Annotated in this window: 32 protein-coding genes, 1 tRNA gene and 1 pseudogene; 20 read left to right on the top strand and 14 right to left on the bottom strand. The window is 62.3% G+C overall.

From position 1 onward, the window contains the following. Nucleotides 1-7: 7 nt before the first annotated feature. The 7 genes from TO66_RS17850 (at nucleotide 8) to TO66_RS17820 (ending at nucleotide 7,196) form a co-directional block, all read left to right on the top strand. Nucleotides 8-3,634: a phage tail protein gene (locus TO66_RS17850; protein ID WP_044463530.1), complete on the top strand. Its 3,627-nt coding sequence runs from the start codon at nucleotides 8-10 to the stop codon at nucleotides 3,632-3,634. Further along, a complete protein-coding gene (locus TO66_RS17845; protein ID WP_044461123.1) occupies nucleotides 3,631-3,933 on the top strand; it encodes a hypothetical protein in 303 nt (100 codons plus the stop codon). Before TO66_RS17850 ends, TO66_RS17845 begins: the two co-directional genes overlap by 4 nt. Continuing rightward, nucleotides 3,933-4,808 carry a hypothetical protein gene (locus TO66_RS17840; protein WP_044461124.1) on the top strand — a complete coding sequence of 292 codons (876 nt, stop codon included), beginning with the start codon at nucleotides 3,933-3,935 and terminating at the stop codon, nucleotides 4,806-4,808. The genes TO66_RS17845 and TO66_RS17840 overlap by 1 nt, the downstream gene beginning before the upstream one ends. A 13-nt stretch (nucleotides 4,809-4,821) precedes the next feature. After that, nucleotides 4,822-5,790 carry a hypothetical protein gene (locus TO66_RS17835; protein ID WP_052506136.1) on the top strand — a complete coding sequence of 323 codons (969 nt, stop codon included), beginning with the start codon at nucleotides 4,822-4,824 and terminating at the stop codon, nucleotides 5,788-5,790. A 43-nt stretch (nucleotides 5,791-5,833) separates the two neighbouring features. Further along, nucleotides 5,834-6,259 carry a cell wall hydrolase gene (locus TO66_RS17830; RefSeq protein ID WP_044463529.1) on the top strand — a complete coding sequence of 142 codons (426 nt, stop codon included), beginning with the start codon at nucleotides 5,834-5,836 and terminating at the stop codon, nucleotides 6,257-6,259. Then, the gene (locus tag TO66_RS17825; protein WP_044463528.1) at nucleotides 6,259-6,777 is read left to right on the top strand and encodes a lysis system i-spanin subunit Rz; all 519 of its coding nucleotides are present in this window, start codon (nucleotides 6,259-6,261) and stop codon (nucleotides 6,775-6,777) included. Before TO66_RS17830 ends, TO66_RS17825 begins: the two co-directional genes overlap by 1 nt. Nucleotides 6,778-6,902: 125 nt before the next feature. After that, complete coding sequence (locus TO66_RS17820; protein WP_044463527.1) at nucleotides 6,903-7,196, top strand: hypothetical protein; 294 nt, start codon at nucleotides 6,903-6,905, stop codon at nucleotides 7,194-7,196. Between the two features lie 299 nt (nucleotides 7,197-7,495). Here the strand turns inward: TO66_RS17820 and TO66_RS17815 are convergent, their stop codons facing one another. Further along, the gene (locus TO66_RS17815; RefSeq protein WP_044463526.1) at nucleotides 7,496-7,786 is read right to left on the bottom strand and encodes a hypothetical protein; all 291 of its coding nucleotides are present in this window, start codon (nucleotides 7,784-7,786) and stop codon (nucleotides 7,496-7,498) included. 721 nt (nucleotides 7,787-8,507) lie between these two features. Between TO66_RS17815 and TO66_RS17810 the strand changes: the two genes are divergently transcribed. From TO66_RS17810 to TO66_RS17795, 4 genes are all read left to right on the top strand, one after another. Beyond that, nucleotides 8,508-8,876, top strand: coding sequence for an Ivy family c-type lysozyme inhibitor (locus tag TO66_RS17810; protein ID WP_227698282.1), 369 nt, complete (start codon nucleotides 8,508-8,510; stop codon nucleotides 8,874-8,876). A 115-nt stretch (nucleotides 8,877-8,991) separates the two neighbouring features. Further along, a complete protein-coding gene (locus TO66_RS17805; RefSeq protein WP_044463524.1) occupies nucleotides 8,992-9,213 on the top strand; it encodes a hypothetical protein in 222 nt (73 codons plus the stop codon). 329 nt (nucleotides 9,214-9,542) lie between these two features. Further along, a tRNA-Leu gene (locus TO66_RS17800) sits at nucleotides 9,543-9,629 on the top strand. 190 nt (nucleotides 9,630-9,819) lie between these two features. Continuing rightward, nucleotides 9,820-10,059: a YceK/YidQ family lipoprotein gene (locus tag TO66_RS17795; protein WP_044463523.1), complete on the top strand. Its 240-nt coding sequence runs from the start codon at nucleotides 9,820-9,822 to the stop codon at nucleotides 10,057-10,059. A gap of 590 nt (nucleotides 10,060-10,649) precedes the next feature. Here the strand turns inward: TO66_RS17795 and TO66_RS17790 are convergent. After that, a complete protein-coding gene (locus TO66_RS17790; protein WP_044463522.1) occupies nucleotides 10,650-11,072 on the bottom strand; it encodes a hypothetical protein in 423 nt (140 codons plus the stop codon). A 188-nt stretch (nucleotides 11,073-11,260) separates the two neighbouring features. Continuing rightward, nucleotides 11,261-11,461: a hypothetical protein gene (locus tag TO66_RS17785; RefSeq protein WP_044463521.1), complete on the bottom strand. Its 201-nt coding sequence runs from the start codon at nucleotides 11,459-11,461 to the stop codon at nucleotides 11,261-11,263. 187 nt (nucleotides 11,462-11,648) lie between these two features. Here TO66_RS17785 and TO66_RS32055 point away from each other — a divergent pair, with 187 nt between their 5' ends. Then, on the top strand, nucleotides 11,649-11,846 hold the full coding sequence (locus TO66_RS32055) for a hypothetical protein (protein WP_052506135.1): 198 nt from the start codon (nucleotides 11,649-11,651) through the stop codon (nucleotides 11,844-11,846). A 23-nt stretch (nucleotides 11,847-11,869) separates the two neighbouring features. Beyond that, nucleotides 11,870-12,256, top strand: a complete 387-nt coding sequence (locus TO66_RS17775) for a DUF5329 domain-containing protein (protein WP_044463519.1) — start codon at nucleotides 11,870-11,872, stop codon at nucleotides 12,254-12,256. A 67-nt stretch (nucleotides 12,257-12,323) separates the two neighbouring features. On the opposite strand, the gene TO66_RS17770 is transcribed toward TO66_RS17775, so the two are convergent. From TO66_RS17770 to TO66_RS17760, 3 genes are all read right to left on the bottom strand, one after another. Next, nucleotides 12,324-12,752 carry an N-acetyltransferase gene (locus TO66_RS17770; RefSeq protein WP_080925944.1) on the bottom strand — a complete coding sequence of 143 codons (429 nt, stop codon included), beginning with the start codon at nucleotides 12,750-12,752 and terminating at the stop codon, nucleotides 12,324-12,326. A 169-nt stretch (nucleotides 12,753-12,921) separates the two neighbouring features. Continuing rightward, nucleotides 12,922-13,251 (bottom strand): hypothetical protein, encoded by a 330-nt coding sequence (locus TO66_RS17765; RefSeq protein WP_044463517.1) that lies wholly within the window; start codon nucleotides 13,249-13,251, stop codon nucleotides 12,922-12,924. A gap of 220 nt (nucleotides 13,252-13,471) precedes the next feature. Continuing rightward, nucleotides 13,472-14,233 (bottom strand): NAD(P)H-dependent oxidoreductase, encoded by a 762-nt coding sequence (locus TO66_RS17760; RefSeq protein ID WP_044463516.1) that lies wholly within the window; start codon nucleotides 14,231-14,233, stop codon nucleotides 13,472-13,474. A gap of 77 nt (nucleotides 14,234-14,310) precedes the next feature. On the opposite strand from TO66_RS17760, the gene TO66_RS17755 reads away from it, so the two are divergent. Continuing rightward, nucleotides 14,311-14,733 carry a helix-turn-helix domain-containing protein gene (locus TO66_RS17755; protein WP_044463515.1) on the top strand — a complete coding sequence of 141 codons (423 nt, stop codon included), beginning with the start codon at nucleotides 14,311-14,313 and terminating at the stop codon, nucleotides 14,731-14,733. Between the two features lie 119 nt (nucleotides 14,734-14,852). On the opposite strand, the pseudogene TO66_RS34315 reads toward TO66_RS17755, so the two are convergent. Further along, a pseudogene (locus TO66_RS34315) lies at nucleotides 14,853-15,008 on the bottom strand (hypothetical protein); the annotation flags it as partial. Nucleotides 15,009-15,440: 432 nt separating this feature from the next. Between TO66_RS34315 and TO66_RS17745 the strand changes: the two are divergent. Next, nucleotides 15,441-15,884, top strand: a complete 444-nt coding sequence (locus TO66_RS17745; RefSeq protein ID WP_044463513.1) for an anti-virulence regulator CigR family protein — start codon at nucleotides 15,441-15,443, stop codon at nucleotides 15,882-15,884. Between the two features lie 335 nt (nucleotides 15,885-16,219). Further along, nucleotides 16,220-16,735: a fimbrial protein gene (locus TO66_RS17740; protein ID WP_044463512.1), complete on the top strand. Its 516-nt coding sequence runs from the start codon at nucleotides 16,220-16,222 to the stop codon at nucleotides 16,733-16,735. A gap of 493 nt (nucleotides 16,736-17,228) precedes the next feature. On the opposite strand, the gene osmE is transcribed toward TO66_RS17740, so the two are convergent. Further along, nucleotides 17,229-17,597, bottom strand: a complete 369-nt coding sequence (osmE, locus tag TO66_RS17735; protein ID WP_044463511.1) for an osmotically-inducible lipoprotein OsmE — start codon at nucleotides 17,595-17,597, stop codon at nucleotides 17,229-17,231. Nucleotides 17,598-18,023: 426 nt separating this feature from the next. Between osmE and TO66_RS33995 the strand changes: the two genes are divergently transcribed. From TO66_RS33995 to TO66_RS17720, 3 genes are all read left to right on the top strand, one after another. Then, nucleotides 18,024-18,224: a DUF6021 family protein gene (locus TO66_RS33995; protein WP_044463510.1), complete on the top strand. Its 201-nt coding sequence runs from the start codon at nucleotides 18,024-18,026 to the stop codon at nucleotides 18,222-18,224. 116 nt (nucleotides 18,225-18,340) lie between these two features. Next, on the top strand, nucleotides 18,341-18,529 hold the full coding sequence (locus tag TO66_RS17725) for a hypothetical protein (RefSeq protein ID WP_044463509.1): 189 nt from the start codon (nucleotides 18,341-18,343) through the stop codon (nucleotides 18,527-18,529). Between the two features lie 208 nt (nucleotides 18,530-18,737). Continuing rightward, nucleotides 18,738-19,058, top strand: a complete 321-nt coding sequence (locus TO66_RS17720; protein WP_044463508.1) for a YbjQ family protein — start codon at nucleotides 18,738-18,740, stop codon at nucleotides 19,056-19,058. 206 nt (nucleotides 19,059-19,264) lie between these two features. Here the strand turns inward: TO66_RS17720 and TO66_RS17715 are convergent, their stop codons facing one another. The 6 genes from TO66_RS17715 to TO66_RS17690 all read right to left on the bottom strand — a co-directional run bounded on the left by TO66_RS17715 (nucleotide 19,265) and on the right by TO66_RS17690 (nucleotide 24,530). Continuing rightward, on the bottom strand, nucleotides 19,265-19,474 hold the full coding sequence (locus tag TO66_RS17715; RefSeq protein ID WP_044463507.1) for a hypothetical protein: 210 nt from the start codon (nucleotides 19,472-19,474) through the stop codon (nucleotides 19,265-19,267). Between the two features lie 162 nt (nucleotides 19,475-19,636). Continuing rightward, the gene (locus TO66_RS17710; protein ID WP_044463506.1) at nucleotides 19,637-20,671 is read right to left on the bottom strand and encodes a DNA topoisomerase IB; all 1,035 of its coding nucleotides are present in this window, start codon (nucleotides 20,669-20,671) and stop codon (nucleotides 19,637-19,639) included. Between the two features lie 78 nt (nucleotides 20,672-20,749). Next, complete coding sequence (gene modC / locus TO66_RS17705) at nucleotides 20,750-21,838, bottom strand: molybdenum ABC transporter ATP-binding protein (protein WP_044463505.1); 1,089 nt, start codon at nucleotides 21,836-21,838, stop codon at nucleotides 20,750-20,752. 3 nt (nucleotides 21,839-21,841) lie between these two features. After that, nucleotides 21,842-22,522 carry a molybdate ABC transporter permease subunit gene (modB, locus tag TO66_RS17700; protein ID WP_044463504.1) on the bottom strand — a complete coding sequence of 227 codons (681 nt, stop codon included), beginning with the start codon at nucleotides 22,520-22,522 and terminating at the stop codon, nucleotides 21,842-21,844. Continuing rightward, a complete protein-coding gene (gene modA, locus TO66_RS17695; RefSeq protein ID WP_044463503.1) occupies nucleotides 22,523-23,290 on the bottom strand; it encodes a molybdate ABC transporter substrate-binding protein in 768 nt (255 codons plus the stop codon). Between the two features lie 175 nt (nucleotides 23,291-23,465). Then, entirely contained in the window at nucleotides 23,466-24,530 is a 1,065-nt protein-coding gene (locus TO66_RS17690) for a nitronate monooxygenase family protein (protein ID WP_044463502.1), read from the bottom strand. Between the two features lie 281 nt (nucleotides 24,531-24,811). Between TO66_RS17690 and TO66_RS17685 the strand changes: the two genes are divergently transcribed. Next, a complete protein-coding gene (locus TO66_RS17685) occupies nucleotides 24,812-25,795 on the top strand; it encodes an MDR family oxidoreductase (RefSeq protein WP_044463501.1) in 984 nt (327 codons plus the stop codon). Nucleotides 25,796-25,805 lie beyond the last annotated feature (10 nt).

Below are 25,805 nucleotides of genomic sequence, written 5' to 3'. Positions count from 1 at the left end.
GGAAAGCATGGGCGCAGCACTCCTAACAGAAGTCACCGGCGCCAAGGGCGGCGAGAAGAAGCCGAAGAACCCGGTTGAAGCCCCGGACAGCCTGCAATCGACGAACGTCGCCAAGATCCTGCTGGCGGTGGGAGAAGGCGAGTTCGACGACACGCCGACGGATCGTGACATCTATCTCGACAACACGCCGATCCGCGATGCCAGCGGCAACGTGAACTTCCCGGGCGTTAAGTGGGAGTGGCGTTCGGGCTCGGTGGAGCAGGATTACATTCAGGGTATCTCGGCGATCGAGAACGAGACGACCGTAAACGTGGAGCTGCGCAGTGACGCGCCATTCACTCGGACCTTGAGCAACACCCAGCTTTCCAGATTCCGTGTGCGCTTTTCCTGGCCGCGCTTGGTGAGCCAGGACAGCAGCGGCAACACCAACGGCTATCGAATCGAATACGCCATCGACGTTTCTACCGATGGTGGGGCGTTCGTTGAGTCACTCCTGGGCGCCGTGGACGGCAAGACCACCAACGGCTACCAGCGCTCTGAACCCGTAAACCTCCCGCCGGCCACCTCCGGCTGGACTTTTCGGGTTCGCCGCATCACGCCAAACGCCAACAGCGGAACGATTGCGGATCAGATGCTGATCGCGGGTTATACCGAGATCATCGATCAGAAACTGCGCTACCCGAATACTGCGCTGCTGTACATCGAGTTCAATGCCGAGCAGTTCCAGAACATCCCGGCGGTAACTGTTGACTGCAATGCGAAGCGCTGGCCCGTGCCGAGCAACTATGACCCGGTGGCCCGTACTTACACCGGCGTGTGGGATGGCACTTTTAAGCAGGCCTGGACCAACAACCCTGTTTGGGCCACCTACGGTCTGTGCGTCAACGATCTGTTCGGCCTGGGCAAGCGAATCCAGCCATGGATGGTCGACAAGTGGGAGATGTACCGCATCTCGCAGTACTGCGACCAGCTTGTGCCGGACGGCGTGGGTGGCCAGGAGCCGCGGTATCTGTGCGACCTGAACCTGCAAGGCAAAGCCGAGGCCTGGACGCTGCTGCGCGACCTCTCGGCGATATACCGGGGCATGGTTTACTGGGCCCAGGGCTCGCTGTACATGCAGGCCGACATGCCGCGCGCGCAGGATATCGACTACGTCTTCACAAGGTCGAACGTCATCGACGGCGACTTTGTCTATGGCGGCGCCGGGCGCGACACGCACTACAGCCGCGCACTGGTGAGCTACGACAACCCGGCCAACAACTACGACACGGACGTGATTCCTGTCACCGACATTGCTCTGCAGCGCCGGTTTCGGGATCGGCCCATCGAGATCTCGGCGATCGGCTGCACGCGAGCCAGCGAGGCCCAGCGCCGCGGCAAGTGGGCTCTGCTGAGCAACAGCCAGGACCGCACCGTCACGTTCAAGACGGGCATTGAAGGCGCGAATGTGCTTCCCGGCTTCGTGATTCCGGTTGCCGATGAGCTGGTGGCCGGCCGTCCGAACGGCGGGCGAATCTCGGCCGCTGCTGGCCGTGTGGTTACCCTGGACCGGGACACGCCGATCAAGGCGGGCGACCGCCTGATCGTCAACCTGCCCAACGGCACCGCCCAGGGCAGGACCGTGCAATCTGTAAGCGGCCGCGCCGTGACCGTGACTACTGCCTTCGCGCTGCAACCAGAGCCTGAGCTGCAGTGGGCGATCGACTACGACGACCTGGCCGTCCAACTGTTCCGCGTCCTCAAGCGTGTGCGCACGACCGAGGGTGAATACGAGATCACAGCGCTGGAGTTCAACCCGAGCAAGTTTGCGGCGATTGATACCGGCGCCAAGCTCGAGGAACGGCCTGTCAGCGTCATCCCTGTGACCACCGTGCCGCCGCCGGCGAGCGTCACCGTCGCCTCGACCTCGGTCGTGTCGCAGGGCCTGGCCGTGGCCACCATGAATATCTCCTGGCCAGCGGTGGAAGGTGCGGTCGCATATGACGTCGAATGGCGTAAAGACAGCGGCAACTGGATCCGCCTGCAGCGCACCGGCACCGCGTCGGTCGATGTTGTTGGCATCTATGCCGGTGCATATGTGGCCCGGGTGCGCGCGGTAAGCGCCTTCGACATCACGTCGATCTGGAAGAACTCGAACCTGACCCAGCTCAAGGGCAAGGAGGGCTTGCCGCCGGCGGTGTCGTTCCTGACCCCGACGAGCCTGGTCTACGGCATTCGCCTTGACTGGGGCTTCCCCGCGGGCGCCGAGGACACGCAACGGACGGAGATCTGGTACAGCAAGACCACGTCGCAGGCTGACGCGATCAAGCTGGGTGACTTCGCCTACCCGCAGGCTCGGCACGAAATGCAAAACATCCTGGCCGGGGCGTCGTTCTTCTTCTGGGCGCGCCTTGTCGACCGCACCGGCAACGTCGGCCCCTGGTATCCGACGGGGATTGGCGTCAACGGCCAGGCCAGTTCAGACCCGACCGAATACGAGAAGCACTTCCTTGGCCAGATCACGGAGTCGGCCCTTGGGCAGCACCTGAGCAACCGTATTGATCTGGTCGACGGAGATGGCCCTGGTTCTGTCAACTCACGCATCAAGGCAACCAAGGAAGAGCTTGAAGGGCTCATTGAACAGATCGTGGATGCACTCGAGTACGACCCGTCAAAGACTTACGCGGTAAACGAGATCGTCCGCCAAGGGCAGCACCTGTATCAAGCCATTACGGCTGTGCCAGCAGGCGCGGCACCGCCCAACGCTGCCTACTGGATCGATATCGGTACTGTCGCTCAGACGGTGAACGCGCTCGCAACTCAGGTTCAGCAGAACAGCACAACCATCGCGCAGCACGGCAACGAGATCACTGCGCAGGCGTCCCAGCTAAATGCAGTGAAAGCCACGGTGAACGATCCTGTCACTGGCGTGAATGCTACGGCGACTGGCCTGAGCACTCTCAAGTCGACGGTCACAGCGCTGGACGGCAAGGTCACCACCACCGCGGAGCGAGTGGACGGAATCTATGTCCAGGTCAACCCGGCAATGGCCGGCGAGGAAACCAGCTACGCCGGCTCAGAGCAAGGGTATGTCGGCGTTTGGTCGGTGCAGTCCGCTTTGATCGAGGGCGACGTGGCCACCGGTAAGCGCGTTGACGAAGTCAATGTGCAGATGGGGCAGAACAGCGCCGCGATTCAGACGGTCAGCCAGGCCCAGGTGGCGCTCGACGGCAAGGCCTCGACGATGTGGTCGGTGAAGATGCAGGTTGATTCAAACGGTCGCTACATCGCCGCGGGCATCGGTCTGGGCATTGAAAACCAGGGTGGTGTGTTCCAGAGCCAGTTCCTTGTGAGTGCTGACCGCTTCGCAGTAGTGAACGGCTTGGGCGGCTCGCCCTCCGCGCCGTTTGTGGTGCAGAACGGCCAGACGTTCATCAACTCGCTGTTCGTCCTCGATGCATCGATCACCAACGGGAAGATCGGCGGGGCGCTGTACTCCCTCGACTACGTGCCGAACACGACAGGCTGGATGCTGCCACGAACCGGCGCCTGGGAAATGAACGGCAGCAACGGTGCCGGGCGTCTGCAGATCAACAACACATCCATCAAGTTCTATCACCCGAACGGCGTGGTAGGCATCGAGATGAGCCTATGACCGGCATGACCCTGAAAACCGCCGGCGATGTCGTGTTGGTGGATATGACGATGAAGATCAGCCAGATGGTTGGCAGCGTGGTGACCGGCGGGGCCAATGGCTCTGCCTCGATCCCGCTGCCGCCGGCGGGCAAGACCATGTTCTTCATCGTCGTGCCGCTGGTGGACCTGCAGCGGGAGAAGGGGAAGCGGCCGGGGGTGACACTGTCCGGCACGACCCTTTCCTGGAGCTACTCATACAACACAAACGGCTGGGGCTACTTCTCGGCCAACTGCCAGATTTACTACGGGTACTACTGATGGTCGCGAGACTGGTTGTTACCAAAGACACCGAGGAGCTTCTGTTCGATACCAGCAAGATCTGCTACGGGCTTGTGAAAAGCGGAAACCTTGCCTTTATCGAGAACTGGGCCAGGTACTACCTGAGGTCCGCGCAGCTTGACCCGAGCGACGGCGCGAGTTGGGCGCCTGAGTCTGACCCGCAGCGCGGAGATCCCGCCTACGGTTTCACGGTGACGAATGCGCTATCGCCAATCGTGTTTATCACTGGCCCTGGCTGCCTGAACGGGGTTTCCCGGTCGGGCAGCAGCATGACGTTCATCTACATCAACGCCGATGCCAATACGCGGTTCTACTGCTTTGATCTCATGGCCGACAACATCCCGGGCAGCCCCTACCTGAAGACGCGTCTCGAGGACGGCAGGATCTCGTTCAACTCGCTACAGCCACCCTTGAACGTGCTGGCAGCAGTCCAGGCGCCGCCGCCACCTGCACACCCGCCAGCATGGCCTGACTGGTGGGGGACAACCTACAGCGGCGGATACAACGTTCAGCGGCGAGGTCTTGTAGCGCCAAATTACTCCCCAGCGCTTGATAGTCGAGTAGACATCGGGCTGGCGGGCGAGGAGTACGCCGCCTATCTCCCGTGGGCCCGCTCTGCGGTTTGCTTGAATGGCAGCGCCGATACAGGGCTGACCGTAACCGTTTCTGAGGGTGCATACGGAAGGGTTGGCGGCATCAGTTTTATGTTCGGCGCAGCCGGAGCCACAACGAAAGGAAATACCCCGTCAGGCCCCGGAACGCCGTCGGGAAACAGCTTCCGGAACATCCCGACGGATAGGTATCCAACGGCACTTGTGATCAGAACTGCCGGCCTTCCGTTTCCCTACCAGTAATTGGAGCATTCAAATGTCAAAGCAAACGGTAACCCTGGGGACCGCCCCGACGGGCGTCGGCGGGGACACACCGCGCAGCGCCAACATCAAGATCAACGGCAACTTCGACGAGCTTTATGCGGCCCTCGGCGCAACAGGATCTCCGTCAGCGCTGCCGACGGTGCTGCCGATCGCGCGGGGCGGCACGGGCGCGGATACCGCGGCAGGAGCACCCTGGCCAACGAAGTCAGCGTCGGGTATTGGCATGGTCGCTGCACCCGACGCGACAGGCTATGACTCGCCTGGGAACGCGCAAGTGGGAAGCCCGCAGGGTGGCGGAATGTACAAAGTTGCCGCCGGTCCTTCGTCCTCCGGCATTTCTTATGCATCGCTGGTTCGAGTTCCATATAACAACAACTATGAAGCCCAGATCTTTTTCCCCATGGGCCTCTCCGTCAACAAGATGTATTTCCGGGTCTCGACAGGTGTCAATGGCGGCAATTTCGGGCTTGCGATGGAGGTCTACCACACGGGCAACACAACCCGCGGTTCCGGCGGCGCGCTGTCCGCTGCTTCGCCGATCGTGCGCATTGCGAACGTCGCAGACAGCGTGCGCCGCGACCTCGACGAGCAGACGTTCGAGCCGGCCGGCGAGTGGGGCGTGGCGAACGATGAGGCGCGCGGTGTGAATGTTGAACGTCTGGGCATTGGCGAGTACCGCGTGACCGGCAGCCTGGGCCTGGCCCTTGAAGGCTGGCGCACGCAGGATCCTTGTTCGCCGGACGGCGGCGGCACGCTCGGCATCACCGAGAGTGAACAGGCGGAAGACGGCACTGTGATTATCCGTCTGTTCAAGCAGCGCTGGACGCTCTCTGAAGACGGCGAAATGATCCCAGGTCGCGGCGCTCCGCTTGACGTTCCGCTCAACAGCTGGATCGACGTCCGGCTTGAAATGCCGAAGCCGGAACCGTCGCCACCGCCCGCCGCCCTTGAAACCGAATAACAGCCCGCCACTGAGCGGGCTTTTTCTTGCCTGGAGAAAAGTGATGACTGCAACCGAGAAAGACCGCGACATCCTCGCGCGCACACTGTGGGGCGAAGCCCGCGGGGAAGGGCTGGCAGGGCAGATCGCCGTGGCCTGGACGATCCGCAACCGCGTGAACGATGGCCGGCCCAAGTCCTGGTGGGGCGAGGGCTATGCCGGCGTGTGCCAGGCGCCTTACCAATTCAGCTCCTGGAACAAGAACGACCCGAACTATCCGTTCCTGACCGGCGCTAAGCCGATCCCCGCCGGGCAGCTCGCGCAGGCTCAGCGTGCAGCTGATCAGGTTATGGGCGACGCGGTGCCTGACCCAACCGGTGGCGCTACGCATTACTACGCGACAACCATGGCCAGGGCCCCGGCCTGGGCGGCGAAGGCCAGGCAAACGGCGCGTATCGGGCAGCACGTCTTCTTCAAGGATGTGCCGTGATGGCGCCGGTGCAGAAACTACTGGGCGTGCTGGTGCTGGCGTTCCTGTTGATTTCCGCCGGCGCGACAGCGGCCTGGAAGGCTCAGGCCTGGCGCTACGGGAAGCAGCTCGCCGAGCAGGCGCAACGTCACCAGGATGATCTTGCTGCGATCGCCAGCGCCGCCACCGCCCAGCAGCAGGCCGAACAGGACAAGCGTCTGGCCCTGGAGCAACAGCTGCAGGCCAACGACCAAACCCATTACCGAGCACTGAGCGATGCACAACGTGATCAAGGTCGCCTGCGCGACCGCCTTGCCACTGCTGATCTGCGCCTGTCAGTCCTTCTCGACACCGCGGATTCAGCCAGTGGCTGCAACGTGTCTGCCACCGCCACCCCCGGCGGCATGGTTCATGGAGCCCCACGCGCCCGACTTGACCCGGCGCATGCTCAACGAATTGTCGGCATCACCGACGACGGCGACCGGGGACTGATCGCCCTGCAGGCGTGCCAGGATTACGTCAGGGCGCTGGGCCGCTGATCCTCTCGATAAATTGGGGAGCTTCGCTCACGGTAGACCGATGGACATTCCATTCGTCAGTGCCCGATTGATGGTCGGCGCCTTGTGAGTAGCATGCTGTATTTTTATACAGTGTAGAGCTTGCCATGTACTTCCTGATTACCCCTCGCCGTCGCAATGGGGTCGCGCTGTCGAAAGAAGAGCTCAGGCGAACGCCGCCGGTTAAGGGCGATATTCACATCTACGAGTGTCGGAACGAGCAGCTTGGCCGGGCTACCTTCAGTGCATGGGTTTTTGTCTCGGGCACTGGGCCTGACATTCTCCCGCGGCTTCATGACGTGAAAATCACCAGTATGTCCCATGGCGGGATGAACTTGAATGGCATCGAGCAGATCGGCGAAGTGCTCTATGCGCAGTCGTGGTGGTGTCGTGCTGAGTGAGGGGGAGGGGGGCGGTCGGCAGGACGCCGGAGGAGGGTAAAATCAGTTCCGCAACCTATCATCAGGTGCTTGAATTCAAAGGCCTGTGAGTGTGGTGAATTATTAACGTTGCGGAACTGAAATGTTCATAACATACTGAAAAATAACGTTTTGTTTGTGGATTGCAAATCCACCTACGCCGGTTCGATTCCGACCTCGGCCTCCAAACTGAAAACCCCGTAGATCAATGATCTACGGGGTTTTTTATTGCGTGGAAGAAAGCCGACGATTCCACGGCTTGTCTTCCGGTGCTGCGTCGATCACGCGTTTGCTACGTTTCTTTGCCCGACCGACGCCAGTGGGCTCAGCGTTTGGCCGCGATCTTTTACGAGGTTGTCCTCGACCACAATCAGGCTGTTGAAGGTGACGTAGTACTCGCTGGTGTTGGCCCTGTTTTGCACGGACATCAAGTAGCCCCTGGGGTCGTTGCGGCCCCATGTATCGCCCTTGCCTGGATCCAGTGGCCAGAAATCATCGTTGCCATCTTTACTCCATGTACTGATTGCAACTTTAACGATGCCGCTTGAACCATTAGTGACTGTGATGCTCATGTTCATATTCCTTTTTGATTAGTGCATTCCATGAGTTGGCTCCCTATTGATAAACCACGTGCAGACTTGCCACTGCTACGAGAACTTCGTAGTTAGGTTAACTCACTGGAGAAGCCCTTCTGATACGCGGGCGAGTAAGGGGTGAGGCAGCAGGATGTGCCGAATTGGCGGGGTCCGGTTGCCTCCTTGCAATCGTAGACAAGAGAAGAGTCAAGCTCTTGAGCGGGTAAACGCAAGTTGCTCTTGGGGTTAAATCTTGACTGTTCCGACGAGTGGCAAATTGTGTTTCGATATATTTATATTCTGCTGTTTCGAACTTTGGTGTAGGGCTTCCTGTAGAGCGCTCGATGTTCGTTAGCGGGTCGATTGTTTATTTCGCTTGGATATAACTGCGGTTGTCCAGACGATGCCTGGAGATGTCCAGCTGAATCTGTTCAGCTTTCAGAATCCTCTACGGGACAGGCGCGAGCGCTGCGGATAGAGTGCTCCCCGCTCGCCCGGCCAGGTGTGTTTACGAGGGATTGCTGAACGGCCAACAACTGGTCAGGGTGGGCGTCTATTCGCAGGTAGGGCCTGTTGCCAGGCGCTGCCACAGGCTTCAAGACGCAGGAAACTTTTGTAGCGCTCTCCCGTCCGACAGTCATCGCTTCTTCAACAGAGGTTATTGACGATGAGAGCAAACGGTTTTGTCCTCCTGGCTGGTGGATTGTCCCTTTCGCTGATGGCCGCAGCCGCGTCGGCCGAGCAGTATCTGCCTGAGCTGGTGAGCAAGGCTCCCTACAAGCAAGCCTATGCGCAGATGCTTGCCTTCCCGAGTTGGGTCAGCAAGGCCGAGGGCACCGCGACGCCGGTGGAGAAAGTTTCGGCGGGCGGGAAAAGCTTCACGGTCGGTCATATGTGCAAGCCGCACGACTGTGCGGACCACCAATTGATCGTGGTTTTCAGTGCCGATGGCCAGCAGTCCTGGGGGTTGCTGGCCAGCCGTTCGGCTGACGGCAAGGCTTTCGATAAACAGTTGCTGGGCAACCCGGACAACGTCGTCCAGGCGCTGTTGAACCAAGCCTTCTCCGAGCACAACCCGGACGATTGATGCCCGAAAGCGCGGCGCAACGATGTCGTAGTCCGCGCTGCCTACCGTACGTCGTACACGGCGAACCCCCTGAAACATGGCGGCCTCTACCGAACACACTCCTGGAGTATTGGCCATGTACGACGACACGAAGGTGCAGGCGTTTTCCGCCTTTCATGACTTGCTGACTTCCCCCGAAATCCGCATGGACGCGCGCGAGCAGTACGACGAATTGCTGCGAATGGTCGATCACTTTCGGGAGAAAGGCATCATCGACCTGGACGAGCGCAAGGCCATGATCGAAGTGGCGACGGTCGCCTATGCACGGGCCGTGGAGGGCGTTGGCAGCGGCACCTAGAGGGTCGTGATGCGCTTTTTATCCGTGTAAGCCTTTTAAAATCATATGGTTACGTCCTGTTCGATGTGCTAATCTGCCGCGCTTCCTGGTTGTGTCGGTGGAGTGCAGATCCACCCGCGCCGATCATGGCCGCGATGTCTCGAAGGCGTTCTGTAGATCGATGATTTGCAGAGCCTTTTTATGTTTGGCCTGACTCAAGACGCGGTCTTGAATTTGACGCCAGCGAACTTGCTTCGAGGGGAGGGGATGTATATATTTCACCCCCTTGCCGCAAGGCACTGAAAGGACTCAGGCATTTCAAGCCTTTCAGGTGGCAACACCGCGCTACCGCCCGAATGGCGAAACTGGTAGACGCATGGGACTTAAAATCCCCCGCTCGTAAGGGCGTGCCGGTTCGATTCCGGCTTCGGGCACCATCTATTACAAGGGCTTGCTAGCGAAAGCGGATGCAAGCCCTTTGTGTTTTTCCCGCAATCTAAAAAGTCTTTCCGCCATTACCGGGTAGGCATGAGCTTTTTATCTATTCGCTTGCGGATGTCATCTTCGGTCATCACCGCGGGGGTGTGACCTATGCCGCTCTGCACAAAGAAGTAATAAGGACGTTACGTGCTGCGAAACGCGATTTTGCTGGTGCTGATTGCCAGTCTGAGTGGGTGTATGGCAACCGCCATGCGCATGGACTATGACAAGCACCGCTGCCCATACATTGGTCTTCGGTTTGACTGGTGGCTGGTGGGCACTTCCAAAGGAAAACTGATTCCCTTTTTACTGATCGACGCGCCGTTTTCTTTGGTGGTCGATACCGTCTTTTTCCCCTTCGAATATCAATACAGCTGCAATCTTTGACCTACGGGGAGACGTCCACAGCGGGGGATCTGCGCGGTGGCAAAAGCCCCGCCCGCGCTGGTTTTTTTGTTTCTCCCCACTTTGGAGTAACCAGCACGTTGTGATTGGCGCCAAAGGAGGCTGAGGAGGCTTCGTACCGGTGCAACAAGCCCGGGCTTGGCCGGGCCCGTTGAGGGAAAAACTCAGCGTGAACTGACTTTTCTGGCTGCCTGGGAGGAAGATCCTTTACGCCGCTTTCGAAGCCAGGAAGTCAACGCATGTACCGGATGGAGGAAGGCGGCGATCACGCCTAGCAGCATGATGATGAGGAGGAGGGTCAGCGGGACGCTTGCGTGCGAGAACATGGTGGGCAACTCCTGTAGTCACTATGTCGGAACCCGCAGACTAGACGCATCGGAGCATGTTCTTGATGAACATATATTCATCATTGGAAGCTTGAAGTGTGCTACGGCGGGAGGGCCGGGCTTTTGATGGACACAGGGTTCGAGGCAAGAGGAACCCGTGATATCGCGCAAACTTTCCCGCCGCAGTGACCAAGCACACACAAAAACGCCCGGTACCAGACCGGGCGTTTTGCAGGAGCGGTGGTGTCATTTGTCGCAGGTCGTTCGATAGACTTTTTGTGTGGGCAGGTACGTCGAGAAGACATGGCAGGTTCTTACTTTCTGATCGTTCTTATAGACATAAGCCGTCAGGTGTTCGGCTGACATCTGGTTGTCTCCACCCAGGTGCCACAGGTCACTTTTCAGATAGAGATTGGTATTGCCGACAGAGTTATAGCCATTTCTAACCGAGTCATGGCCCGCATCCTTCAGGGCCTGGTCGACGGTAGGTTCGTCGGGCGTCCTGGGCTTCAGCGCTTGTTGAGTGGCGGTTATGGCGGTGTAGTTATTGCAGTTCGGATCGGTGTTCGAGTTCGTGCAGACGAAGACTTGTGCGAACAGGCTGGTGGAAAAGGCCGTCAGGCACAGCGTGGAAGCTATTGCGGATAGTTGAGTCTTTAGCGGATGCATTGGAGTCCCTCCCAATGGCGGAATGTTAACCGAGGTTTCTGGCGAACGGCTGACCAGGGCATTGCAAGTCCTAACGCTAGTTCACCCATGCGGCGCTTGCCATGGGGAGAGTAGCGACAGGTTATTCCGCGAGCACGAAGGGAGGGGCACGAGAGTGAATCAGCCTGGCTCTGCTCCAGGCCGCCGGGTCAGTCGTGCAGAAGGCTCGAACCGTATTCGTTGTAACTGTTGCCCAGGGCGGAGGCACGGCTGCCACTGTCCAGTTGCGTATAGTGGCCGCCCAGCTTGCAGGCGTCCGAGTAGCAGGCGTGGCTTGTCGGGGTGCCAGAGCAGGCGCTCAGGGCCAGGGTCGCGGCGATCAATGCAACTTTTATCCGGCTTGTTTTCATGTCGGGTATTCCTTGGGCCAACGCAGGAACGTCGAGGTCGAATCATCCTACGCGCTCCCTGGGGACCGCGCATGTGAATGCGTGTATCGACATTGAAACGTTCAGGGACGCGTCGACTCGGAAAACAGCGATACACTTGTCGCCAGCCCCAGCCAGTGGAGTGGGGATCAACCAAGGAAGTCTCTTAGTGATTATTCAAAGTGCGCCACCCAGGCTGTCTTATGCGGAGCTTGCCAAGATCGTCGAGCAGAAGAGGGCGGTGGAGCAGGTCAATTTGCTCGAAGCCCAGTTGAACCCGGGTTTCCTGGCCCGAATGGAGGCTGCACTGGCAAGCAGCGCTGAAGTGACGCAAGGCGTTCAGCCAACTTTCCCTATCGAAGTCTGATCGACGTGAAACAAGGAAGCATCATGCAGATGTCTACGAACAAATGGCGCCGCTGGCTGAGTATCGCGGCGCTGGGCCTGGCCGCCGCGACGAGTGGGGCGCACGCGCAAACCAGTCCCCAGGCTGCCAAGGAAATAAAGGGCCTGCTGGATTTCGTCTCGCACAGCGACTGCCGGTTCGTGCGCAATGGCACCGAGTACCCGGCCTTGCAGGCCCGGGCGCACCTGGAGAAGAAGCTGAACTACCTCGAGGGCAAGGATAAGGTCAGTAGTGCGGAGGACTTTATCGAGCTCGCCGCCACCCGGAGCAGCATGAGTGGCGAGGCCTATGAGGTGCGTTGCCCGGCGGGCGCGCAACCGGCCGGCGACTGGCTGAAGGCCGAGCTGCAAAGGCAGCGGCAGCAGCACTGAGCCACCGTTCGCGATCGAGCCCAGCCTGGTTGCTGGGCTTTTTATCGCTGATGCTCCTGGCGGGGCCTCACGGCGCAACGCTGCGCATGAGGTATTCCCGTTGCCCGGTCTGTTCGTCCGTCTGCTCGCGGATCACCACGAACCCCTGCGCCCGATAAAACGCGCAACTGGCGGTGTTGTTCTTGTACACCCCCAGGTTCAATACGCTGCGCAAGGTCCTGGCATGGGCCAGCAATCGCTTGCCCAGTCCCTGGCCCTGGCATTCGGGGGCGACGAACAGCGCAGCCAGCCGGTCCTCATGCAGCGAGTAGAAGCCCTGCACTTGCGCGTCCTGCTCGATGACGTAGCTCTGCGAGGCCGGCAGGTAGAGGTGCCGCATGTTGTCGACTTGCGACTGCCAGAACGAGGCGTCGATGAAGTCGTGGGCTTTCAGCGTGGCCCGTAGCCAGATGTCGAGTACGGCCTCCATGTCTCGCTGTTCGAATGTCCTGATCATGTCCCGTCCATGTCCTGAATGAAGCCGCTCAGGCTAAAAGCTCGCGCACGGCGATTCAACAGCTGCACAGGAATTGAGGCGACGAGCATGGCGCTCAGGCGGCCACCCGGTTCCAGGGCGGGTGGTCGCGGCCGGGTTGTGGCGACTCCGCTGACTCAGGGCGAGTCAGTCAGGATACGTGCGGGATGTTGTCGATAAAGGCAATACGCTCGCCGTTCTGGAAGATCTCGATCGCGGTATAGCGCGGCGATCCGGGCGGCAGTACGCGGTTGAAGCGCGCCTGGGTGCAGGTGATCTGTTGTATCCACTGTCCCGGTCTCTGGAACAGGTGCAGGTCCAGCAGGAGTATGGCCGGGTTGATCCCTTGCGGGACGCGTATCGTCAGATAGGCCGTGATGCCCGGGTTGGCGACTTCTACATCGCCTACAACATGCAGCTCATCGGGTTTGGGGGGCATGGTGTCCAGCCAGGCATGCCAGTGGGTGCTGTGAGTGGTCATTTTTCCGTTCCTTGAGAAATGCTGCCCGAAGCTTGAGGTACTGCGGTTTCGCATGGCGCTTCGTGTGCCATCGAATCGAATGCCCGGCCCCGATCCCAGGTTTCTCCGGTGCAGGCAAAGGGCCAGAGGTCCCATGTTCTAGGTGTAGATGAGGAACGCTCCCTGGCGTTCGGGGCTGGACGAATGGCATGGCCGCCGAGGGCGGAAATTCACGTTCGCGTCAGGGGAGGTGGCGGACAAACGGGCTGTAGCTCGGTGCGCCGGGCTTCAGGCTCAGCTCCTCGGTAAAGTCCTGCTGCCGGTTGAACGGGATGGCCGGCCATTGCTCCCAGCCCAAGAGCCTGGCCCGGTAATCGAGGGTTCGCTGCTCGAGAGCGCTTCGTTGTTGCGCCTGCGCCTCGCCGGCCAGCCCACTACGGACGCCGTGGAAAAGATAGGGCTCGAGCACCTCGAAGCCGATGTAGTGCAACGAATGCAGGATTGGCCAGAGCAACAGGCGCATGTCGCCATCGCGGCCATTGGCCGCGCAGGCTTGCGCCGAGGCGCCGGCAGTGGAGACCACCAGGGCTTTCTTGCCGCGCATGATGCCCCGCTCGTGGCGCCGCTGGCTCTGGTACAACCCGCCATAGACGAATACCCGGTCCATCCAGCCCTTGAGAATGGCCGGCGCGCCAAACCACCAGAAGGGAAATTGCAGGATCAGGGCATCGGCGCGCAGCAGCAGCTCGATATGCCGTTCGACGTCGCGGGGCAGGGCTTGCTGATGCCAGTGATGCCGCTGCTCTTGCATGGTGTCGAAGTGCCCGGCGTCCAGCCGGCTGGAATAGTGCCAGTCGCCTTCGCGTGGCTCGAACTGCTCGGCATACAGGTCCAGCACCGTGGCCTGGTGCCCCTGGGCACGCCAGGTGTCTTGCGCCTGTTGCGCCAGGTGGGCATTGAAGGATTTTTTCTCGGGATGGGCCAGGACGATTAGTACATGCATGGGGACCTCCTTAAACTGTTCCGCGATGCTGTACCGGCGCTGGCCGCCTGACAATTACGTACCTTGAGGTAACCACCATGGCGTTTCCGGGCGATGTCTACGCCAGCAATTGTTCAGCGCGCGATGCGCTGGAGCTGATCTCCGGCAAATGGGTGCTGCTGATTCTGCCGGCGATCGCCCGGCAACCCATGCGTAACGGCGAGTTGCTAAGGCGCATCGAAGGCATCTCGCAGAAAGTCTTGACCCAGACCCTGCGCCGCCTGGAACGCCATGGACTGATCGAGCGGCTGGACTTCGCCGAGAAGCCGGCACGGGTCGAATACCGACTCACGCCCGTGGCGCGCTCGCTGGTCGATACCCTGGCCGCCCTGGACCGCTGGGCCGAACACAACTTCCCGCAACTGGACGCTGCCCGCGAGCTTTACGATGCCCGGCACCAGGGCGATAGCGCGGTCAGTGCGCCGCCTGGGGCCGGTCAGGCCAGTGGCCGGAACGGTTGATCCTGCTTGTACGGGCGCAAACGAAAAAGCCCGGCACTGGGCCGGGCTTTTCATCCAACGCCTTGCTGACCCGCTGCTGGTGTTAAACACCAGTCAACGGGCGAGCAGCGGGGAGGAGGCTAGCGATCGTTCTTGGTCGTGGAGACTGCCGCGTTGCTCAAGCCTTTGCTGTTGTGCTCGCCTGGCGTGGTCGCCGAGATCGCGGTGGCCTTGGACAGGCCGCGGGTATCCTTGGAGTGGGCTACGCCGGAGGTCGTCGAACCATGGCCGTTGCTGTCATTACGCAGGCTACCGTAATGGTTGCCGTTTTCTCCGAGGTTGCGGACGGCCTTGCCCGCGTTGTCGTTTTTCAGGCCGCCATTGTGGCCCTTGCCGCTGATGCCGCCTGAGTGACTACCCGCGCCGCCATGACTGCCACCATTGCCGGCACTGTTGCCACCGCCGCCATGACTGCCGCCGTTGCCACCACCACCGCCATTGCCGCCACCATGACCACCACCGTCCTTGGCATAAGCGGCCAAGGGAGCCACGGCCAACATCATTACGCAGGTCACGACAGCCACGAGATTCGTTTTCTTCAAAAGCATGATTGCTTCCACGGATGAGGGGGGAGGGTCTTGCATGAACTAAGACGCGAAGGGCTGTCTATAGTTCGAGTGTCATGACGAATGGCACCCCGCCTGGATCCCCGCAGAGGATTTGCATAGATGACGACTCGTTCGCTGATAGCTGTTCTAACCAGTGCCGCGCTTTTGTTCGGTTCGACCGCGCTCCATGCGGACCCTGGGAATGGCAAGGGCAACCCGCACGGCAATCAGGGCGGGCATGGCAATAAAGGCAATAAATCCCAGGACTACCGGCAAGGCGGGCGCTACGACGGCCCGCAAATCGACGTCGGCGGTGTCCGGGTCATCATCGGCGACAGTCGTGACTACTGGTCGCCAGGGCCCGCGCTGCCGCCCGGGATCCAGAAAAACCTCGCCCGCGGCAAGCCTCTCCCGCCGGGTATCGCCAAGAAACTGGACAGCCGCATGCTAGGCAGGCTGCCACACTACGACGGTTACGAATGGCAGCAGGCCGGTACCGACCTGATCCTGGTGGCCCTCGCGACCGGGCTGATCTACGAAGTCCTGCACGACGTCCTGGACTGATCCTGCCTGCGCAGCAAAGCCCGGTGCAAGGCCGGGCTTTTTCCTAAGCCGTGAGCACCGCTCGCGCTGCCCTTCCTCATTCCTCGTACCGATTCACCGTCGGCCATCGCGCCTGGCGTCATCTGATTGTTCAGTGGGGCGTTTCGGACGTCTCTTAGGGACACTGGTTCCCATGCCGTTCTAAGGTTCCTGCGTTCGCCTGGTCCGTGTTCTCTGCCGGTGCTTGCCGGGCCGATACCGGTTCACGGCTCGGAGCAGACAGGGCGACAGGGAAGGGGCGACGGCCCGCATCGCTGCGTTGACCCCAGGTTTGCATTCAATTAAAGGAATAAACGATGCCTCCACAAAATGTTGGTAAGTTCTTCGATTTTCGCGCCCGGGTCAGTGCTTCCGCCTGGGCGATAGATCCCGATCAGGGGGCGCTCGAGGCTGTCGTCCTGAGTACCTCACGACGACGCAGTCGTGGCCTGGAGCAGGTGGTCGAGATGGGCACCCTGAGCGTGGAGTCGATCCAGGCGGGCGGTAGCGTGCCGCAGTCCTTCGATGTCGAACTCGACCCGGACCGGCTCAAGGGCGCCTCCCGGGTGCAGGTCTACTTCGATGGCATCACCAGTGATGGCGTGACCCTGATGAACGACCATGAAGGGGCCCGTTCCGCGCGCAATGTCGGTGTCCAATTGCTGGACAGCGCGGGCAAAGTGATGCGCCTGGGGAGCGCCGGGCGTCTTGAGTATCCGTTGTTCGAGCCGGACCTGCGCTTGTCTTTCACGGCACGCCTGGTCAGTACCTGTGGGCCGGTGGCGGCGGGTGAATTTTCCGCGTTTGCCGAATGCGTGATTACCTATGCCTGACGCCTGTCCCTGATCGCAGCAGTTGCCCGTTTCGGCTCCCAGGCTACGCAGAGCGATTTTTTACTGACGTCAACAAGGTGACGATTCTGCCATCCCCAGAAAAAACATGTGGTTATTTAATGGGTTAGAAAAAATTTATGGTAAAAATAACCTCAAAATATATTGTTACAAGTTCTGGTTGGCGCTAAGATAGCCCCGCGTTCACCTACCACGGTTTATGCATTTTTAGTCCCAAGTGTCCATCAGCTGCTTGGGCTTTTTTTTGCCTGAAATTTGCCTTTGCGCCAGTCCCGGCTGCTCGGCGACTGCCCTCTGCCAACCTCATCACTGCCGCCGCCCAGGCAAAAAAAAGCCCGCGGGGAGCGGGCCAATAGTTGAATGAGCAGGGTTAAAACTACCCGATCGGCATTCGCCGCACAGTGAAAGAAATTTCATCCAGCGTTTGCGCCACTGACCGAGCCTGCCGCAGCCAATCGGCGGCTGGCGGCGCTCTTCAGTAGCCACCTCCCATTCCTCCCATTCCTCCCGAGCCACTGCCGGGTGCCCTGGCTTTCTGCTGGGCATGGCTCCATTCGGCACAGGTGATGAAACTGGTGTGATCGACCTTGCCGGCGCCATCGAAACTGACGTTGAACGGCTGCCGGCGACCGCCCTGGATGAACACATAGTCGAAGCAACTGCCGGGTTCTACGGTGCGAGGGCTGATGGTCAGGGGATCGCCACCGATCTGTCGGACCTGTTCCTGGGTCATGCCGGTCTCGACCTTCGCCACCAGCGGCTGCCGGCGATAGACGTGGGAGTCGCTGGTACAGCCGACGAGCACCGACAGCAGGACGATGATGAGGACAGAGGGCGTGTGCATGACTGGCTCCCGAAGCGGCGGCACGCACGGATTGCAGCGGGCCTCGGTTGAAGTAAAGGCCAGTTCCGAAGGTCGCGGGCAGTCGTGGGCAACGAGGTGACGAGGGGGCGACAGACAAACAAAAAGCCCGCACGGGCGGGCTTTTTGCAGAGGGGGAGCTGATCCGTCAGCTGCAGGCAGTGTGCGCTTGCGCCAGGGCCCAGGCAACGACGGAGCGACGAAACGCAGGGCGCGTTCCGGGTTGATAACAGCAGCGGCGATCGAGGCCGGACGGACCTTTCAAAACGCCATAAGCAGGGTCATGGAACTCGCTGTCGGCGCCTGGTGAGGACCTTTGCGGCTCAGATTGCCATTCGTCAGTTGCGTTGCACCCTGGGGGCAAACGCTCCTCTGATAAGGAAGCGCCATCGCTGTGAGGAGGTAACCATGAAGGCGAACAGACCTACGGGGCCTGCTTCATCCGAGCATGCCTCTGGCAAGGACGAACTCGGATTCGACCCCGACTCCCCGGACCTCGCCGATCCGCAGGTGGACCCTGTCGGGCCGGCGAAGGCACCCCGGGACAAAACCGCGCAGGAGCCGAGGTCCAGGGCGTATGACCCCCTGGGCGATCTGAAACGCAGGTAGCCGGCGGTCGTCTGGGCACCCGGCCAGAGGGCGATGGATGGAGCCCCCGGTTGCGCCGACCGGGTGTAAGGTGTTTCGGCAACCTCGGGCGTCCTCTGACGAAAGGGAGGTGATCTATGAGCGTTCCCATGCTGAACAAGATGCACATGAACGGCTACGACGTGGTCAGCGTCAACAGCGGCCCCTGGCGGGTCTGCACCAAGGGCGACCGTCTCGGTTCCTTCGGTACCCGGGAAGAAGCCCTGGCCTATGCGGCCGCCTTGCCGGGCTACAAGAGCAGGTCGGCGCGCACCAATAGCCGATAACCCTTCGATGTCTGACCCGCCAGCCTGATCAGGAACAGGCTGGCGGGTTTTCTTTTGCCCGCCGGCAGGCTGCCGACGGGGGCTGTAGGCCGATGCTGCCAGGGCCTGGCCTTGCGGCGGGCGCGGCAGGGTCTGCTACCATCGCGTTTTTTTGCGGTGCCGTCGGCTTCAGGGCGGTGGCGCCGCGTCGTGTCGAAAGGAGAATGCCGTGATCATCACCACCACCCAGGCGATCGAGGGGCGCGAGATTGCCCAGTACCTGGATATCGTCAGCGCCGAGTCCGTGCAGGGGATCAACGTGGTACGCGATGTCTTCGCCGGCATGCGCGACTTTTTCGGCGGTCGCTCCCAGACCCTGGAGCGAGCGCTGAAGGAAGCCCGGGTCCAGGCCACCGACGAGATCAAGGAGCGGGCGCGCGACCTGCGCGCCGACGCGGTGGTCGGCCTGGACTACGAGATCAGCATGCCCAGCGGCCGTGGCGGCATGGTGGTGGTCTTTGTCACCGGCACCGCTGTCAGGCTCAAGTGACGACGGCCAGCCAGGCCCATGAATAAAAAGCCCCGCCGATGCGCGGGGCTTTTTTTCGCACCCATAAAAAAGACCCACCGGGGGAGCGGTGGGCCAGTCGGGAGTCTTCAATAAGCACGGTCCACTGTAGCGAGAGCGGGCCGGTTTTACCGTGAAACAAATTTCATGTTCGCCGGGTCGGTTCTCTGCGCCCCGTGCCTGGGCTTTCAGCTATGGCGGCTGGCGGCGTTGAGCCGCTCGCATTCACGGATAGCGTCCGCCTCCAGGTCGTAGCCGTCGCCGATGAAACCGTCGGTGCGGGTGTCGGCGATGCGGTACCAGTGAGCGGCGACCGGTGCGCCGTGCGCGGCTTCCCCGGCGCGGCGCCCTTGAATGATGATTTTGTTGCAGCGCTTTACGACAAAAATATCTTCCATGGTACGTCCCTGGCTGATGGCTGCTCAGAGCAACTATAGAAGCACCGCCGGAATTCGCGCGCCAGCCGATTCCAGGTCCAGGGGGGCGGTCGGCTCGTGGAACAGCAGCCTGGCCGGCGCGGTGCGCCACCGGGCCATCGCCAGCGCCGCCATGAGTGCTTCTCAGGCTTGTTGCTCCAGATGTTCGAGAAACACCCTCAGGCCGACTTCCTCGGCCTTCAGGTGCTTGCGTTTGCGTGGCCTGGGCAGCGTCGCCAGGCGGCCCTGTACGAAGCCTTCGAGCACCGCCGGGTGGATATAGCACTTGCGGCACACGGCGGGGGTATTGCCCAGTTGCCGAGAGACCACCTTGACCATTTCCACCACCTGTCTTTTCGCCTCGGCCTCGGGCTCCCAGTGCAGCTCGCGCAGCACCGCCAGGGCCAGGGCACTGCCGGCCCAGGTGCGGTAGTCCTTGGCGGTGAAGTCGGCGCCGGTCAGCTCGCGCAGGTAGGCGTTGACGTCGGAGGAGCTGACGCTGTGGCGCTCGCCGTTTTCGTCGAGGTACTGGAACAGGTTCTGCCCGGGCAGTTCCAGGCAGCGCTTGAGGATGCGCGCCAGGCGCGGGTCCTTGACGGTGATTTGGTGTTCGATGCCGCTCTTGCCGCGGAACTGGAACAGGATCGAGCTGCCTTTGATCGCCACGTGCCGGTTGCGCAGGGTGGTCAGGCCGTAGGAGCGGTTGTCGCGGGCGTACTGGCTGTTGCCGACGCGAATCAGCGTGGCGTCGAGCAGGCTGATGACCGTGGCCATGACTTTGTCGCGGCTGAAGCCGGGGGCCGCGAGCAGGGCTTCCAGGCGCCGGCGCAAGGACGGCAGGGCGGTGCCGAACTGCAGCAGGCGCGAATACTTGTCGGCGTCGCGCACCTCGCGCCAGCGTGGGTGATAGCGGTACTGCTTGCGCCCGCGGGCGTCGCGGCCGGTGGCTTGCAGGTGGCCTTGCGGGTCGGCGCAGATCCACACGTCGGTATAGGCCGGGGGCACGGCCAGGGCGTTGATGCGCTGGATCTGCTCGCGGTCGTCGATGCGCTGGCCCTGCGGGTCGAAGTAGACGAAAGTGCCGCGGCGTTTCCGGCGGCTGATCCCGGGCTGGCTATCGTCGACATAGTGCAACTCCGGTGGCAGCTCGAGGTCTGGGCGCAATGGGCTGTCGGGCATGGCGGAATCCTTGGCAATCGGCCTGTCTGCTGATTGACCGCAGCGGCGCGCCAGGGTGCCGACGGCGTGATCCGCGGCTCAGGCGAGCACGGCCACCGCCTTGATCTGCGCCCACAGTTGCTGGCCCGGGTGCAGCGCCAGCTGGTCGCGGGAGTAGCGGGTGATCCGCGCCAGCAACGGGCTGCCGGCCGCGTCCAGGCGCACCAGCACATGGGCGGCGTTGTCCGCGGGAATTTCGCCGCTGACCGTCACCGGCAGGCGATTGAGGATGCTGCTGTGCTCGCCCGCCTGCAGGCTGAGGCTGACGTCTCGCGCCTGGACCTTGCAGCGCAGGTGCTTGCCGATGGCCATCGGGGCATGGGCCACCCGGATCCGCAGTTGGCTGCCCGGCAGTTGCACGGCGAGCAACTGGTAGCCGGCGTCGTAATGGCTGACCCGGCCTTCGATCACCACCCCGGCATCGTCGCCCAGCGCCAGGGGCAGGTCGAGGCGCGCCAGGGTCTCGCCGATCGGCCCGCTGGCCAGGGCGCGGCCGTTTTCCAGGAGGACGATATGGTCGGCCAGGCGCGCCACTTCATCCTGCGAGTGACTGACATACAGCACCGGGATTTCCAGTTCGTCATGCAGGCGTTCCAGGTACGGCAGGATCTCGTTCTTGCGCTTGCTGTCCAGGGCGGCCAGGGGCTCGTCCATCAGCAGCAGCCGCGGACTGGTCAGCAGCGCGCGGGCAATGCCGATGCGCTGGCGTTCGCCGCCGGACAGGTTGTGTGGGTGGCGTTGCAACAGCTGGCCGATGCCGAGCAGCTCGGTGGCCTGGGCCATGTCGACCCGTCGCTGCGCCCGCGGGATGCGCTTGAGGCCGAACTCCAGGTTGGCCTGCACCGACAGGTGGCTGAACAGGCTGGCTTCCTGGAACACATAGCCCAGGGAGCGCTTGTGCGGGGCCAGGAACAGCTGGCGCTGGCTGTCCTGCCAGGTCTCGTCGTTGATCCGCACCAGCCCCTGTTCGGCCTGTTCGAGGCCGGCGATGCAGCGCAGGCAGGTGGTCTTGCCGGAGCCGGAATGGCCGTACAGCGCGGTGACGCCGCGGCCGGGCAGTTCCAGGTCGAGGTCCAGGTCGAAATCGCGGTAGTGGCGCTTTAGGCGCACGTGGATCGATGCACTCACGGCTCAGCTCCAGCCAGCGTGGGTCTTGCGGCTGGAGTAGAGCGCCAGCAGCACGAGGAACGAGAACACCAGCATGGCGGCCGCCAGCCAGTGGGCCTGGGCGTATTCCAGGGCCTCGACATGGTCGTAGATCTGCACCGAGACCACCCGGGTCTTCTCGGGAATGTTGCCGCCGATCATCAGTACCACGCCGAACTCGCCGACAGTGTGGGCGAAACCGAGGATCGCCGCGGTGATGAAGCCCGGCCGGGCCAGGGGCAGGGTCACGCTGAAGAAACTGTCCCAGGGATTGGCACGCAGGGTCGCCGCCACTTCCAGCGGGCGCGTACCGATCGCGGTAAAGGCGTTTTGCAGCGGCTGCACGACGAAGGGCATGGAATAGATCACCGAGCCGATCACCAGGCCGCTGAAACTGAAGGTCAGGGTACCCAGGCCCAGGGCCTGGGTGAGTTGGCCGACGGAGCCGTTGGGGCCGAGGGCGAGCAGCAGGTAGAAACCGATCACCGTCGGCGGCAGGACCAGGGGCAGGGCGACGATGGCGCCGATCGGCCCGCGTAGCCAGGAGCGAGTGCGCGACAGCCACAAGGCGATCGGCGTGCCGATGATCAACAGGATCAGGGTCGTCAGCGACGCCAGTTGCAGCGTCAGCCAGATGGCGGAGAAGTCGGCACTCGATAGCGGCATTTAGATCTGGTAACCGTAGGACTTGATGATGGCCGCGGCTTTCGCCCCCTTGAGGTAGTCAACCAGCGCCTTGGCCGCCGGGTTGTCCTTGCCCTTGTCGAGGATCACCGCGTCTTGCTTGATCGGATCGTGCATGTCGGCCGGGACTATCCAGGCCGAGCCGCTGCTGACTTTGCCGTCTTTGTAGATCTGCGACAAGGCGACGAAGCCCAGCTCGGCGTTGCCGGTGGACACGAATTGATAAGCCTGGGTGATGTTCTGGCCCTCAACGATCTTGGCCTTGACCTGCTCGGCCAGGCCCAGCCTGGCCAGGACCTGCGTAGCGGCCAGTCCGTAAGGCGCGGCTTTGGGGTTGGCAATCGACAGGTGTTGATACTGGTTGGCCTTGAGTACCTGGCCCTGGTTGTCGACATAACCGTCCCTGGCCGACCACAGCGCCAGGGTGCCGATGGCGTAGGTGAAGCGCGAGCCCTTGACGGTGGCGCCTTCGCTTTCGAGTTTTTCCGGGGTGCTGTCGTCGGCGGCGAGGAACACCTCGAACGGCGCGCCGTTCTTGATCTGGGTATAGAACTGCCCGGTGGCGCCATAGGCGGCCACCAGTTTGTGCCCGGTGTCTTTCTCGAAGTCGGCGGCGATGGCCTGGATCGGCGCGGTGAAGTTGGCGGCGACCGCCACCTGGACTTCATCGGCCTGGGCCGAACCCAAGGCGCAGGCGGCAAGCAGGGCGGCAAGGCACGTCGGGGCAAAACCTGTGAGGCGAAGGCTCATGAACAGCTCCATTGGCGAAAGTGCGGCGGGCGGTTGGGGGGTAGCGGCAGCGGACTGTGCCGGGGGTAGGCACTGCGCTGTATACGGAAATATATAGCGAATCGCCAGCGAACGGAACTGGAGCGAATGCGAAAGAAGGAGGCGGGCCGCGAGCAGGGTCGCGGCCCGCTGGGGGTCAGGCCTTATGCAACCTGGCCAGGGCCTGCTCGGCCAGTGTGCGGGTCAGCTCGAAGGCCGGCAGTTCGCGGCCCAGGCGCAGGGCCTGGCCGGCCCACAGGTTGGCGAAGTCGGCTTCGTCCTTGGCGCGCAGCGGCATCAACGCGCCACCCGCCAGGGGGAAGGCCGGGGCCAGCGGGCTGATCGGTCCGATCTCGCGCATCACCCGGTTGACGATGCCTCGCGCCGGACGCCCGGTGAACAGGTTGGTCACGGCGGTCTGGCTGTCCTTGGCGGTCCGCAGGGCCCGGTGGTGGGCGGCGCTGACCTTGGCTTCCGGGGTGAACAGGTAGGCGGTGCCCAGTTGCACCGCCGAGGCGCCGAGGGCGAAGGCGGCGACAATGCCGCGGGCATCGCCGATGCCGCCGGCGGCGATCACCGGCACCTGCACCGCATCGACGATCTGCGGCACCAGGGCCAGGGTGCCGACCTGGGTATTCAGGTCGTCGCTGAGGAAGATCGGGCGATGGCCGCCGGCCTCGTAGCCCATGGCGATGATCGCGTCGCAGCCGTGTCGCTCCAGCCACACCGCTTCATCCACGGTACTGGCCGAGGACAGAATCTTCGCCCCGGTGGCCTTGACTCGCGCCAGCAGCGCCGGCTCGGGCAGGCCGAAGTGGAAGCTGACGATTTCCGGGCGCAGTTCTTCCACCAGCTCGCAACTGACCAGGTCGAACGGCGCCCGGCTGCTGACCGGCGTGGGCGCATCGAAGTCGGCGCCCAGCTCGCGGTAGTAGGGTTCCAGCACGGCTTTCCAGCGCGCGGCGCGTTCGGCGTCGGGGGCCGGAATCTGGTGGCAGAAGAAGTTCAGGTTCAGCGGCGCGCCAGTGGCCTGGCGGATGGTTTGCACGTCCTGGCGGATCTGCTCGGGCGTGAGCATGGCGCAGGGCAGGGATCCTAGACCGCCGGCCCTGGCGACGGCAATCACCATGTCCGTGGTGGTCGCGCCGGCCAGGGGGCCTTGAATGATCGGCAGTTGAATGCCCAGCAGGTCGAGAATGCGGGTGTCAGGCCATTGGCTCATGTTGAATGATTCTCCGGCAGCAAAAGAACAAGGATGGCAACCCGGGGTTTGTAGCAGGAGTGCGCCGCTCAAGGCCAGTCGACTTTGGCGGTGACGTGGGCATTCCCTTTTTGCCTGCGATAGCGCTATCGCGGGCAAGCCTCGCTCCTACAGGCCGTGTTGGGTAGGGGGCTACAACGAAAAGAACGTGGATTTTTCCCGCCCGGGCTGGGAAGGTGGGCACCTTTGCAACCTGAAGCTCACGCTCACCGCCCGCTCATGCGGGCCTATCGGAGGCAGTCATGTTCAACGCTATCCTGATCGACAAAGACGACACCGGTTATCGCGCGGCGCTGCGCCAGCTCGACGACACGCAACTGCCCGCGGGCAATGTGACGGTGCGGGTGGCCTACAGCACCCTGAACTTCAAGGACGGCCTGGCCATCACCGGCAGCAGCCCGGTGGTGCGCCAGTTCCCCATGGTGCCGGGGATCGATCTGGCGGGGACGGTGGAGTCCAGCAGCCACCCGGATTACCGCGCGGGCGATCAGGTGCTGCTCAATGGCTGGGGCGTGGGCGAAGGGCACTGGGGTGGGCTGGCGCAGAAAGCCCGGCTCGATGGCGACTGGCTGATTCCCCTGCCCGAGGCGTTCAGCGCGGCCCAGACCATGGCCATCGGCACGGCCGGCTACACGGCGATGCTCTGCATCCTGGCGCTGGAGCGCAACGGCGTGACCCCGGCGCAGGGCGAGGTGCTGGTCACCGGCGCCAACGGTGGGGTCGGCAGCTTTGCCATCGCCCTGCTGGCCCGGCTCGGCTACCGGGTGGTGGCCTCCACTGGCCGTGTCGAGGAGCGGGATTACCTTGAGCGCCTGGGTGCGCACGAAATCATCGACCGTGCCAGCCTGTCCGCGCCGGGCAAGCCGCTGGCCCGGGAGCGCTGGGCGGCGGTGATCGACTCGGTGGGCAGCCATACCCTGGCCAACGCCTGCGCCAGCACCCGGGCCAACGGCACCGTGGCGGCTTGCGGGCTGGCCCAGGGCATGGACTTCCCGGCGACGGTGGCGCCCTTCATTCTGCGCGGCGTGACCCTGGCCGGCATCAATAGCGTGACCCAGCCCAAGGCGCGGCGGATCGAGGCCTGGCAGCGCCTGGCCCGCGACCTGGACCCGGCGCTGCTGGCGCTGATCAGCCAGGAGATCGGGCTCGGCGAGGCCATCGCCGCGGCGTCGTGCCTGCTGGCTGGCGAGTTGCGCGGGCGTGTGGTGGTGGATGTGAATCGCTGATACCGTGCCT

It is taken from the genome of Pseudomonas sp. MRSN 12121 (assembly GCF_000931465.1).
Lineage (GTDB): Bacteria > Pseudomonadota > Gammaproteobacteria > Pseudomonadales > Pseudomonadaceae > Aquipseudomonas.
The sequence above is the reverse complement of the archived record's forward strand: the minus strand, read 5'-3'. Positions and strand labels throughout refer to the sequence as shown.